Here is an 11,952-nt window from a genome sequence, read left to right on the forward strand (position 1 = left end):
GCCGGAGACGGGGCCGGGGCCGACGAGGCCGGCGAGGGCCGCCCCGCTCAGGGTGCCCTCCCCGGCGATGGACGCCGCCCCGCCCTGGCGCGACAGGGTGACGGCGCCGGTGAGCCGCCCGCCCGCCAGGGTGCCGGCGAGGTCGGACAGGCCGAGCGTCCCGTCCTCCAGGCGCGCCGTCAGGGTGGTGCCCGTGGCGACGTGGCCGCGCCCGAGGTCGAGACTCTCGACGCCGAGGGCGAGGACCATGCGCGGGCGCAGGGCGGGCGGGGCGGCGAAGCGCGCGAAGGCCGCGTCGGCGCCGGATCGCCCCTCGGGCATCACCAGGGCGGCGGCGAGGGCCGGCACGGACAGGCGGCCGAGGCTGGCCCAGCCGGTGATCTCGCCCCCGGGGGCGATCCCGATTTCGGCCGACACGGCACCGCCGGCGAGGCGCCCGGCCACCGCCACGCGGGCCTCGTCGCCGGCCCGCGACAGGCCGAGGGTGAGGTCGGCGGGCAGGGTCGCGGGGATCGGCGCGGTGCCGCCCAGGACCCGCAGGAACGGCGCGAGATCGGGGCTGCCGAGGCGGATCTCGCCGGTGTGCGGAAGGCCAAGTCCGGCTTGGCCCTCCAGCAGGATCGGTCGGGTGGTGGCGAGGGTGAGGTCGGCCACCGTCCCGGTCACCCGGAGGGCGAGGCCCGCCGCGTCGCCCTCGGCCCCGGCGGCGCGGGTGCCGGAGAGGTGGAGGCGGGCGGGTCCGGCGAGCCCCGCCCCGCCGGCGCGGCCGAACCACGTGGCGGCGGAGGGGGCCGCCAGGGTGAGGTCGAGCTGGCCGATGCGGCCGGCCCGGCTCACGAGGTCGAGGTCGAGGCTGCCGCCCGCCGCCGTCCCCTTGGCCGTGGTGCGCAGGGTGTCGGCGGCGCCCGCCTCACGCTCCAGGGTCACGCCGAGGTCGAGGCCGCCGTCGCGGAACGCCTGCGGCACGAGGCGGGCCTCGGCGATCCAGACCTTGTCGAGGAGGGCCAGGAGGGGCGCGGCCACGGGCGCCGAGACCCGGCCGGCGATGCGCCCGGCCCCGTCGGCGCCGATGCGGCCGGACAGGCTGGCCTTGGCCCCGGCGAGGTCGGTGACGTCGAGGCTGTCGATGGCGAGACTCGCCCCGTCCGACTGGATGCTGGCCGCGATGGTGCCGTTGCCGGAGCTCGCCGGGCCGTAGCGCACGTCGCGGGCCTGGAGCACGAGGCCGAAATCGTGGCCCCGGAGGTCGGCCAGGGCCCCGCTGAACGACGGCAGGGCGGCGATGTCGATCCCCTGCGCGGCGAGCTGCGCGTCGACGCGCCCGCGGGTGCCGGCCTCGGGGGCGCGGTAGCGGGCATTGCCGGTGACCCGCGCCGGGCCGAGGTCGAGGCGGAGGTTGCGCAGGGACACGGACGGGGGCGCCGCCGACAGGTCGGCCGAGGCCCGGATCGGGCGCCCGTCCATGAGGGCGATGCCCGGTCCCTCCAGGCCGAGCTTGCCGAGGTAGCGGCCGAACCCGTCCGAGGCCGGGGCGTCGAGGGCGAGGGTCCCGGTGAAGCGGGGGGCCGGCTCGGCGTCGATCTCGCCGGACGCGCTCAGGGTCGCGGCCCCCGGCGCCGTGGCGGAGAACCGCTTCAGCACGAGGCCGCCCGAGCGCTCGAGGGTGCCGGCGAGCGCCAGGTTCGACCAGTCGTCGAGGCCGAGGGCGAGGCTCTCGATGGCGAGCTCGACGTCGACGCTCACGGGCAGGTGGAGGCCGGCCCTCGGCGGGCCGCGGGCCAGGAGGGCCTGGCCGGCGGCCGAGAGCAGGAAGGCGTCGAGGTCGAGACGGCGCGCGCCGAGCGCCAGGGCGGCGCGGCCGTTGCGCAGGTCGACCCGGCCGGTGCCCGACAGGCGCAGGGCCCGCCCGCCCGGATCGATGTCGAGGTCGAGGGACTTGAACCGGGCGACGGCGCCCCGCGCGGTGAACGCGCCGCCGACGGAGACCGGCAGGTAGGCGCCGGCGGCCTGGGACGGCGGGCCGACGACGAGGCGGGCCGTGCCCTCGGCCTGGGGGATCACCGCGCGCTCGGCCGGACCGGCGGCCCCGGCGACGTCGGCGAGGGAGAGGGTCGCGTCGATCTCCGCATAGGGCCGGGTGTCGCCGCCGGCCGAGAGCTTGACCGGCAGAATTCCCTCCGGCGTCGGCTCGCCGGTGCTGACCCGGAACGGGACGCCCCGGCTGGTGCCCTCCGCCCGCCACGGCCCGGTGAGGCGCGGGGCCGAGAGCCGCACGGCCTCGGCGTAGATCTGGTCGGTGCGGCCCGTGGCCGGCACCTGGGTGGTGACGAGGAGCTGGCGGACCTGGAGGTCCTCGATGGCGAGATCGCGCCCGGTCAGGCCGGCCGCGAGGTCGGCGGGCACCAGGATCGCCTCGCCCTCCGTCACCGGCAGGCGCAGCTCGGCCCGCCCGATCCGGGTCTCGGTGAACCGCACCGCGCCGGTGAGGAGGGGCGACAGGGCCACCTCCGCCTTGACGAAATGCAGATCGAGGCCGGGCTTGTCGAGGCGGGGCTTGTCGAGGCCGGGCTTGTCGAGGCCGGACTTGGCCGGCTGGTCCCCGAGGCGCAGGCGGTCGAAGCGCAGGCGCGGCGACGGCAGGAGCCGGACCTCGATGCGGCCCTCGCTGCGGGCGGGCAGGCCGAGCGACCGGGACACGGCGCCGTCGATGAGGCCGCGCTGGCCCTCCCACGCCACGAAGGGCGGAACCGCCAGGGCGGCGACGAGGAGGAGGACGACGAGTCCCGCCAGCGCGGTCAGGATGTCACGCACGCTCGTCTCGTTCCCCCGCGCCCCCGGAAGCGGGGCCGTTCCCACGGGAACCGGTCCCGTCCGAGGGGCGGCATATCACACCGGCCGGGGTTGTGTGCACCGGGGCCGTCGATCGGTCGCCGGGTCGGGCGACCGATCGACGGGACCCGCGAGGGCGACCGCTACCGCCGCGGGGCGACGATGCCCGGCCCGGCGTTGGGCTCCGGGCGGAACAGCTCGTTGCGCTGAATCTGCATCCGGTTCTGGCTGTTGTCGAATTGCTGCTGGGTCTGGACGCCCCGGATCTGGCTCTGGGTGTCGAGGCGCTCGTTCATGTTGCTGAGGCTGTTGGGGTTGCCCGAGGGCTGGGCGAGGGCCGGGCCGGCGCCCGCCACCAGCAGGGCGAGGCCCGCCAGGGCGCGGGCGGAGGGCAGTCGGGGCGAAACGGTCATGGCGAAGCCTCCCTGTGGGGCGATGCGTGTGCGGGGACGACGCCCGAGGCGAAAGCCGGGTTCCCGCGATGGCGCGTCGCGGGCCGCCCGCGCGCGCCCGACCCTCGACGCCGTTCGCGTTTTGGTCCAGGGATGCGGCATGACCCAACACCCCGACACGGCGGGGGCCTCGCGGCCGGTGCCCGACGCGCCCACCTCCATCGCCGCCCGCGCCATGGCCTCCCTCAGGCCGCAGGGCTCGCCCTACCTCGAGGGCCTGAACGACGAGCAGCGCCGCGCCGTCGAGGCCACGGACGGCCCCGTCCTCGTCCTCGCCGGGGCCGGCACCGGCAAGACCCGGGTGCTGACGACGCGCATCGCCCACCTCATCGCCACCTCCCGGGCGCGCCCCTTCGACATCCTGTCGGTGACCTTCACCAACAAGGCGGCGCGGGAGATGAAGCACCGCATCGGCGCCCTCATCGGCCCGGCCGGCGAGGGCATGCCGTGGCTCGGCACCTTCCACTCCATCGGCACCAAGATCCTGCGCCGCCACGCCGAACTCGTCGGCCTGCGCTCGGACTTCACGATTCTCGGCATGGACGACCAGCTGCGCCTGATGAAGCAGGTCATCGTCGACCAGAACATCGACGAGAAGCGCTGGCCGGCCCGGGCCCTGTCCTCGGCCATCGACGGCTGGAAGAACCGCGGTCTCCTGCCCGAGCAGGTGCCGCCCGGCGAGGCCCAGGCCTTCGCCTTCGGCAAGGGCGGCGCCCTCTACACCGCCTACCAGGCCCGGCTGCTCACCCTCAACGCCGCCGATTTCGGCGATCTCCTGCTGCTCTGCCTCAAGCTGTGGCGCGAGAACCCGGACGTGCTGGAAAACTACCAGCAGCGCTTCCGCTACATCCTCGTCGACGAGTACCAGGACACCAACGTCGCCCAGTACCTGTGGCTGCGGCTGCTGGCGCAGGGCCACCGCAACGTCGCCTGCGTCGGCGACGACGACCAGTCGATCTACGGCTGGCGCGGCGCCGAGGTCGACAACATCCTGCGGTTCGAGCACGACTTTCCCGGCGCCACCGTGGTCCGCCTGGAGCGCAACTACCGCTCCACCGGCCACATCCTCGCCGCCGCCTCCGGCCTCATCGCCAAGAACGAGGGCCGGCTGGGCAAGACCCTGCGCACGGAGGACGTGCCGGGCGAGAAGGTGACGGTAGCGGGCGCCTGGGATTCGGAGGAGGAGGCGCGCCAGCTCGCCGAGGCCATCGAGTCGCTTCAGCACAAGCAGCATCCCCTGTCCGAGATCGCCGTGCTGGTGCGGATCTCGGCGCAGATGCGCGAGATCGAGGACCGCTTCGTCCAGCTCGGCCTGCCCTACCGGGTCATCGGCGGCCCGCGCTTCTACGAGCGCGCCGAGATCCGCGACGCCCTGGCGTATCTCCGTGTCACGATGAATCCGTCCGACGACCTCGCCTTCGAGCGGATCTTCAACACCCCGAAGCGCGGCCTCGGCGACGCCACCCTGCAGATCCTGCACGGCTATTCGCGGGGCCAGGGCGTGCCCCTGCTCCAGGCGGCGCGCCTGCTCACGGAGACCGACGAGCTCAAGCCCCGCGCCCGCACGGGCGTCCGCGCCCTGGTGGAGAGCTTTTCGCGGTGGGCCCGGATGGTCGGCACCAAGCCGCATTCCGAGGTGGCCCAGACCATCCTGGAGGAATCCGGCTACACCGAGATGTGGCAGAAGGACAAATCCGCCGACGCCGCCGGGCGCCTCGAAAACCTCAAGGAGTTCGTGCGCTCCATGGAGGAATTCCCCGACATGGCCGCCTTCCTCGAACACGTCTCCCTGGTGATGGAGGCGAGCGAGCAGGAGGGCGCCGACCGGGTCTCGCTCATGACGCTGCACGCCGCCAAGGGCCTGGAGTTCGACACGGTGTTCCTGCCCGGCTGGGAGGACGGCCTGTTCCCGAACCAGCGGGCCCTGGACGAGAGCGGCCGGGCCGGATTGGAGGAGGAGCGCCGCCTCGCCCATGTGGGTCTCACCCGCGCCCGCAAGCGCGCAAAACTGTCCTTCGCCGTCAACCGGCGCATCCACGGCCTGTGGTCGTCCACGGTGCCGAGCCGGTTCATCGACGAATTGCCGGAAGGCAGCGTCGACGTCATCGACGCCCCGGCGCATTTCTCGGCCGGCGCCTCGCGCTTCGACCGCAACCCGACGCCGTTCGGCTCGTCCTACGGCACGCCGGGCTGGCAGCGGGCCCAGGCCGCCACCGCCAACACCGGCAATTTCGGGGGCGGCCCCTCCCGCAACCCGGCCAACCGGTCCGGCCCCCGTCAGATCGAGGGCGAGCTCATCGCGAAATCCACCGGCGCCCCCTCGGCCTTCTCCGTCGGCATGCGGGTGTTCCACACCAAGTTCGGCCCCGGCGACGTCGCGGCCGTGGACGGCAACAAGCTCACCGTCGATTTCGACAAGGCCGGGCAGAAGATGGTCTTGGACAGCTTCATCCAGCCGGCGTGAGCGGGGCGTCGTCCCCGCGCATCGCGGCGCTGCGTTCGCGTGCCTGCGTGACCGCGTAGACCGCAGGCGGCGATTGGCGTCCCGCATCCGCCCGGTGGCTGATATCGAGGGCCACACTGAGCCGGCCTCAAGCGCGACAGGTCCCCTCTCCTTCCAGGCAGAGCGATCGCAGATGATGGTCGCGGTCCAAAGCCGCCGCGGAAGAGAGTTGTCGACGAAGCGCCGCCCCCCGTGCGCATCCCCTCGCCCCGCTTGCGGGGAGAGGGACGCGTCTCCCCCCTGCCGGGGAGCGCGTCGAGGCGGCAGCCGACGGTGAGGGGGGGCGTCCGGATGAGGCTCCTCCGACGAAGCCCCCTCACCGTCGCTGCGGCTTCGCCTGCGCTTGCCGCAGGCACGACGAGGTGCCTGCGGCCCTCTCCCCGCAGGCGGGGAGAGGGGGATGCGCGCCTGCGGTCTGCACGAACGGGCGAGGGCTGCCCAAACGCATGCACCCATCTGCCATCGCCCTGCGCTTTCCGGGGACGCATCGGCGCCGCGACAAGAAATCTCTCCCGCGTCGCGCAGGTCCGGAACCGTGCGGACTTTCTACATCAATGCACGGGAATAATTGATCGTCATGCCGCCGTCGCTTCCGGCGCGGCATGGTGCGTGCAACCGTCGAGGGGCGGACGAAGACGGCGGACCGGCCATCCACAGGCAAGGTCCTCCCGGCGGGAACCGCCCACTTGCGGCCGAATTGGCTGGTGGCGGACACTGGTGTCCGGTCGAGGGAGCGTAAGAGCGTTCAAGGCAGAGGGTTTTCGGCGCGTCACGTTCAGCAGGTGCAGTTCAGATTGAGTCCGGTTGGCCAAGTCCAGGTGGAGTATTGATCGATGAAGAGACGGCGCACACGACTTGAACTGGTGGAAGATCGCCCGGTCCGGTTGCACCGGACCCGCTTCGACGAGGAACGCAACCTCAGCCCGATCCAGCCCCTCACCGACCGCCAGGCCCAGTACCTCGACGCCCTGGCCCTTCACAAGCAGGTGATCGTGCTCGGCCCCGCCGGCACCGGCAAGACCTACATCGCCGGCACCCGCGCGGCGGACCAGCTCCGCCAGCGCCGCATCGGCAAGGTGATCATCACCCGTCCCAACGTGCCGTCGGGTCGGTCCCTCGGCTACTTCCCCGGCACCCTGGAAGAGAAGATCGCCCCCTGGGTCGCGCCCCTGACCGAGACCATGAAGGAGCGCATGGGCGCGGCGGCCTTCGACATCGCGGTGAAGACCGGCGACATCGAGGTGGTGCCCTTCGAGGTGATGCGCGGGCGCACCTTCAAGAACTGCCTCGTGATCCTCGACGAGGCGCAGAACACCACCACCGCCGAGATCAAGATGTTCCTCACCCGCATCGGAGACGATTGCCAGGTGATCATCAACGGCGACGTGTCGCAGACGGATCTGCGCGAGACGTCGGGCCTGCGCACGGTGATCCATCTCATCAAGAGCCGGATGATGCCGATCCCCGTGGTGGAATTCACCCTGGACGATATCGTGCGCTCGGGAATTTGTGCTGATTGGGTGCGGGCTTTCGAGGAAACGAATCTCTGAGTCGCGGGTTATCAGCGGCGGGCTTCTGCGGGGCCCGCCGCTCACTCCGGTGCGCGCCACGTGTCCTTCACCCTCGAGGGCCGGACGCGCAGACCGGGCACCGCACTCGGACAAGACAACGGGAGTTCCACGTGAGGAAACTGACCTTCGCCATCGCCATGCTCGCCTCGCTCGGCGGCGCCAGCCTCGCCACCTCCGCCTCGGCCGCCCCCGGCGCGCCCATGGGCGTCACCGCTCCCGAGACCGTGTCCACCGTGCAGATGCGCATGGAGCGCCGGATGGAGCGCCGCATGATGCATCGGCGGATGGAGCGCCGCATGGAGCGTCGCCACATGCACCGCAAGATGATGCATCGCCGGATGATGCGCCGCATGTGATCGATCGCTTCGCGATCGAGACGGAAAGGGTCCCTCGCGGGGCCCTTTTTTCGTTCGGCGTGCGTGCCGCGGGACCGTAGGGGAGAGGGAGCCGATGCTTCAGCGCTTCCTTCAGCGATCGGTACGCGCGATCGGAGGTCGCGTTACAGCTTCAGCCGCTTGAACACCGGCTCGGGGATGGCCCGGATCACCAGCATCACCAGGGCCCAGACCGGGCGGACATAGGCCACGTCGCGGCGCTTCACCTCCGCATGGCGAAAGATCGCGGCGCCGACTTCGTGCGGCTCGGCCGTGAGGGGCTTTGGCAGGGGCATCCCCGCCGTCATCCGGGTGCGGACGAAGCCCGGTTTCACGGTGAGCACGTGGACGCCGTTCGCCGCCAGCCGGTTGCGCAGGCCCGACAGGAAGGCGGTGAAGCCGGCCTTGGCCGCGCCGTAGACGTAGTTCGAGGCCCGGCCGCGCTCGCCCGCCACCGACGAGACGCCCACCAGGGTGCCCGCGCCCCGCGCGGCGAAGCGTTCGGCGAACAGGCCGAGCAGCAGGGACGGCCCCTCGAAATTCGCGCGCATCACCGCGGCGGCCGCGCCGAGGTCGGACTGGGCGCGGGCCTGCTCGCCGAGCAGTCCGACGACGCTCACCACCGTGTCGGGCAGGCGCGGCAGGCCGTCGACGAAGGCGGCGAAGGCCGGCGTGTCGGTGATGTCGAGGGCCACGACCGGCACCGGCCGCCCCGTGCGCGCCGTCAGGTCGGCGGCGTTGCGGGCCGCCGCCGCCGGGTCGCGGGCGGCGAGGATCACGTCCCATCCGGCCTGCGCGTAGGCCAGGGCCGTGGCGTGGCCGATGTCGGAGGTGGCGCCGACGAGGAGCACGAGTTTTCGCGATACGGTGGGAGCGTTCTGGGTCATGCGGCCTCGGACGGGTTGGGGTGGGGCCGGAACGGCCGGATCGGCTTCCCCGGAGGAATGTCGGAGTGGGGCGCGGCGGCGCCGCTCCCCTGGGCGGCGGGGCAATCTCGTTCGGAACAGGGCAGACGGCATCCGGATGCGGGCGGGAGGCGCACCTGTGCTCCCTCTCCTGAAAGGAGAGGGCTGGGGTGAGGTGTGTGGGCTCTCCGAATAAGTCACACACCTCACCCTGTCCCTCTCCTTCCAGGAGAGGGGACCCGCGCTGCCCGCGAGATGTGTGAATGCCGTAGCCTTTCAGGAGAGGGGACCCGAGCATCCCGCGAGAGGTATGAAGACGAAAGCCTTTTGAGAGGGGGAGCCGGTCGTGCCGGGCGCCGACCACCGGTCCCATGAGAAACAGGGCGGATCGCCGGGCGCGCGCGCCCTCGACCCATTCACCGAACGCATCCGGGCGGGCCTTCACAGCCCCAACCGCCGCGACAGGCCGGAGGCGATCCTGCCGTCTGCGCCGAGGTCGCGCCGCAGGGCCCGGAACCGGGTCGCGGCGTCGCCGTAGCCGGCCTCGAAGGTGTCGCGGCTCTGGCGGGCGTCCTTGGCGAGGTAGAGCCGGCCGCCGGCCGCCCGCACGATGGCGTCGAGGTCATCCAGGAGCGCGAGGTTGGCGGGACTCGCGGGGAAATCGAGGGTGAGGGTGTAGCCCGCGAGGGGGAACGACATCACGCCCCCCCCCGGCCCCAACAGCTTGAGCACGGCGAGGAACGACGGGGCCGCGTGGGCGACGCGGTCGAGGATCTCGGCCAGGGCCGCCCGGCTGCGGGCCTTGGGGATCACGCATTGGTGCTGGAGGAAGCCGCGCGCGCCGTAGATCCGGTTCCAGTCGCGGATGCCGTCGAGGGGGAAGAAGTACGGCGCCCAGCCGACGAGGCTGTCCCGCCCGGCGCCCGCGCGGCCGCGGCCATAGTACAGGGCGTTGAAGGCGCCGACGCTCAGGCGGTTGAGGGTCAGGGCCGGCAGGTCGAACGGCACCGCCAGGGCGCCGCCGCCCGCGGGCGGGTTCAGGGGCGAACCGGGGGCGAGGTCCGCGAGGTCGGCCCGGGTGGCGTGCTCGCCGCCATAGACCAGGGCGCGGCCCCGGGCGGCGCCGCGGGCGAGGCAATCGATCCAGGCCACCGCGTAGGTCGATCCGTTGGCGGCCTCCAGGGCCGCCATGGCGGCGTCGAGGTCGGCCGCCGCCACGGTGCGCTGGCGGATCCAGCCGGTCTCGATCCGGCGCAGGCGCAGGGTCGCCCGCAGGATCGTCCCCGTCAGGCCCATGCCGCCGACGGTGGCGGCGAACAGGTCGGCGCCGGGCCCGCAGGTGCGGACCGTGCCGTCGGGCAGGGCGAGGGTGAGGTTCTCGACATGGGCGCCGAAGCCGCCGGCGCCGTGGTGGTTCTTGCCGTGGATGTCCGCCGCGATCATGCCGCCGACGGTGACGTAGCGCGTGCCCGGCACCACGGCGGGGAAGAACCCCCGCGGCAGGAAGGCGTCGATGATGTCGGCGAGCAGCACCCCGGCCTCGACGGCGAGGTGGCCCGTCTCCGGATCGAAGGCGATCATCCGGTCGAGGCCGCCGAGCGCCAGGGTGGTGGTGTCGCCCAGGGCGGCGTCGCCGTAGGCCCGGCCGTTGCCCCGCGCGATGAGCCCGGTCTCGGCCCGGTGCAGGGGCGCCACGGCGGCCTGTTCGCGGACGGCGATGAGCCGCGTGGCGCGGCGGGGATAGCGGCCCCAGCCGGCGATCGTCTGCGTGTCGGCGCTCACGGGGCGCGCCCGGTGAAGACGAAGCGCCGGTCGAGGCCGTACTTCACCGCGTAGCCGACGGCGAGCCCGAGGATCGCGCCGGTGTATTTCGCCGTGCTCGTGCCCCAGAGGGCGAAGAATCCGAACTCGAACACCCAGAACACCAGGGTGGTGACGACGCTGAACAGGCCGTAGAGGCCGATCTTGCGCGCCTCTTCGCGACGGCTCGCCGAGGCGTCGAAGAACACGAAATACTTGTCGAGGCCGTACTTCGCCACGAAGCCGATGCCCGTGCCCATGACGACGGAGACGAGGAGGGGCGCCCACGGGGCGATCCGCACGGTGGCCTCCTGAGCCAGGAGGTTCGCCGCGGTGGCGAGCACGGCGAAGCCGACGTAGCGCAGGCCGAGGGCGACGGGCCCGGGACGGGTCATCGTGGGATCGGCCTCGATCTTGGGTTCAAGCTCGGCGGGCGCGCTCATATGGCGGCGAGCACCAGGGCGCCGACGGTGGCCGCCGTCACGAGGCTGACCCGGTCGCGCAGGGCGAAGACGATGGGGTCGTCGTGCATCATCCGGCGATGGGCCATGAGCAGCGCCCGCGAGATCCAGTACAGGATCACGGGGCCGACGCACCACAGCAGCTTCGGGCGCGAATAGAGCTGCGTCACCGCCTCCGACGACAGGTAGAGGGACAGCACCACCACGGCGTTGTAGCCGGCGGCCGCCGCGAGGGCGGCGACGATGGGCAGGTCGGACAGTTCGTAGTTGCGGTTGGTCGGGCTCGGCAGGCCGCGGTCGAGGCGGCTCGTGAGTTCGGTGTAACGCTTGATCAGCGCGAGCGCCATGAACATGAACAGGGAGAAGGCCAGCAGCCAGTCCGACAGGACCGCGCCGACGGCGACCCCGCCGCCCACCACCCGGATGGTGTAGAGGCCGGCCAGCGTCACCACGTCGACGAGCATCTTGCGCTTGAGGGAGACCGAGTAGGCGCTGGTGAGGGCGAAGTAGCCGAGGATCACGGCGGTGAAGGCGCCCGACACCGCGAGGCTCACGGCGAGGGCCGCCCCGAACAGCAGCGGCGCCGCCAGCATGGCCTGCGGCAGCGGCACCCGGCCGCTCGCGAGCGGCCGCCGGCACTTGGTCGGATGGGCCCGGTCGGCCTCGATGTCGATGAGGTCGTTGATGAGGTAGACGCTCGAGGCGCAGAGCGAGAACGCCACGAAGGCCAGGAGTGCCGCGAGGAAGGCCGGCCCGTCGAAGCGGTGCGCCATCAGCAGGGGCACGAACACCAGGGTGTTCTTGGCGTACTGGTGCACCCGCAGGAGCCGCGCCCAGGTCCGCACCCGCGCGGCGGGGCCGGTCCCGGCCTCGGGCAGGAAGACGGCGTCGGGCATCCGCGCCAGCAGGCGCCGGCGCGCCGCCGGCGCGGGGCCCCGCCCCATCCCCCCCCCCGCGGCCCCCGCCCCCCGCCCCCCCTCCGCCCCCCGCCGGCCCCCCTCCCCGCCCGCCGCCCCCCCCCAGCCGCGGGCGGGCCGAGATGAGGTTGGTGAAGTAC

The 11,952-nt window shown here is 72.9% G+C and carries 9 protein-coding genes; 3 read left to right on the forward strand and 6 right to left on the reverse strand.

Features of this window, described 5'->3' with window-relative positions:
- Both FV218_RS19935 and FV218_RS19940 read right to left on the reverse strand, forming a co-directional pair.
- Nucleotides 1–2,811 (reverse strand): AsmA family protein (locus FV218_RS19935; RefSeq protein WP_147711245.1); only part of this gene is annotated, 2,811 nt, incomplete at its 3' end.
- A gap of 161 nt (nucleotides 2,812–2,972) precedes the next feature.
- Nucleotides 2,973–3,242: a hypothetical protein gene (locus FV218_RS19940; protein ID WP_147711247.1), complete on the reverse strand. Its 270-nt coding sequence runs from the start codon at nucleotides 3,240–3,242 to the stop codon at nucleotides 2,973–2,975.
- 139 nt (nucleotides 3,243–3,381) lie between these two features.
- Between FV218_RS19940 and FV218_RS19945 the strand changes: the two genes are divergently transcribed.
- From FV218_RS19945 to FV218_RS19960, 3 genes are all read left to right on the forward strand, one after another.
- The gene (locus FV218_RS19945; protein WP_147711250.1) at nucleotides 3,382–5,745 is read left to right on the forward strand and encodes a UvrD-helicase domain-containing protein; all 2,364 of its coding nucleotides are present in this window, start codon (nucleotides 3,382–3,384) and stop codon (nucleotides 5,743–5,745) included.
- An 872-nt stretch (nucleotides 5,746–6,617) separates the two neighbouring features.
- On the forward strand, nucleotides 6,618–7,334 hold the full coding sequence (locus FV218_RS19955; protein WP_056087875.1) for a PhoH family protein: 717 nt from the start codon (nucleotides 6,618–6,620) through the stop codon (nucleotides 7,332–7,334).
- Nucleotides 7,335–7,465: 131 nt separating this feature from the next.
- Nucleotides 7,466–7,711, forward strand: coding sequence for a hypothetical protein (locus FV218_RS19960; RefSeq protein WP_147711252.1), 246 nt, complete (start codon nucleotides 7,466–7,468; stop codon nucleotides 7,709–7,711).
- Nucleotides 7,712–7,854: 143 nt separating this feature from the next.
- Here the strand turns inward: FV218_RS19960 and FV218_RS19965 are convergent, their stop codons facing one another.
- From FV218_RS19965 to FV218_RS19980, 4 genes are all read right to left on the reverse strand, one after another.
- Nucleotides 7,855–8,616 carry an SDR family oxidoreductase gene (locus FV218_RS19965; RefSeq protein ID WP_147711254.1) on the reverse strand — a complete coding sequence of 254 codons (762 nt, stop codon included), beginning with the start codon at nucleotides 8,614–8,616 and terminating at the stop codon, nucleotides 7,855–7,857.
- A gap of 459 nt (nucleotides 8,617–9,075) precedes the next feature.
- Nucleotides 9,076–10,416, reverse strand: coding sequence for an FAD-binding oxidoreductase (locus tag FV218_RS19970; RefSeq protein ID WP_246685200.1), 1,341 nt, complete (start codon nucleotides 10,414–10,416; stop codon nucleotides 9,076–9,078).
- Nucleotides 10,413–10,877, reverse strand: a complete 465-nt coding sequence (locus FV218_RS19975; RefSeq protein ID WP_246685201.1) for a GtrA family protein — start codon at nucleotides 10,875–10,877, stop codon at nucleotides 10,413–10,415. The genes FV218_RS19970 and FV218_RS19975 overlap by 4 nt, the downstream gene beginning before the upstream one ends.
- Nucleotides 10,874–11,839, reverse strand: coding sequence for a UbiA family prenyltransferase (locus FV218_RS19980; protein ID WP_246685202.1), 966 nt, complete (start codon nucleotides 11,837–11,839; stop codon nucleotides 10,874–10,876). The genes FV218_RS19975 and FV218_RS19980 overlap by 4 nt, the downstream gene beginning before the upstream one ends.
- Nucleotides 11,840–11,952: the final 113 nt, after the last annotated feature.

Source organism: Methylobacterium sp. WL69 (assembly GCF_008039485.1).
GTDB lineage: Bacteria > Pseudomonadota > Alphaproteobacteria > Rhizobiales > Beijerinckiaceae > Methylobacterium.

Excerpts from the sequence above, each read along its gene's own strand:
- FV218_RS19940 (WP_147711247.1), bottom strand. The coding sequence starts at position 3,242 with ATGACCGTTTCGCCCCGACTGCCCTCCGCCCGCGCCCTGGCGGGCCTC.
- FV218_RS19945 (WP_147711250.1), top strand. The coding sequence starts at position 3,382 with ATGACCCAACACCCCGACACGGCGGGGGCCTCGCGGCCGGTGCCCGAC.
- FV218_RS19955 (WP_056087875.1), top strand. The coding sequence starts at position 6,618 with ATGAAGAGACGGCGCACACGACTTGAACTGGTGGAAGATCGCCCGGTC.
- FV218_RS19965 (WP_147711254.1), bottom strand. The coding sequence starts at position 8,616 with ATGACCCAGAACGCTCCCACCGTATCGCGAAAACTCGTGCTCCTCGTC.
- FV218_RS19975 (WP_246685201.1), bottom strand. The coding sequence starts at position 10,877 with ATGAGCGCGCCCGCCGAGCTTGAACCCAAGATCGAGGCCGATCCCACG.
- FV218_RS19980 (WP_246685202.1), bottom strand. The coding sequence starts at position 11,839 with ATGGGGCGGGGCCCCGCGCCGGCGGCGCGCCGGCGCCTGCTGGCGCGG.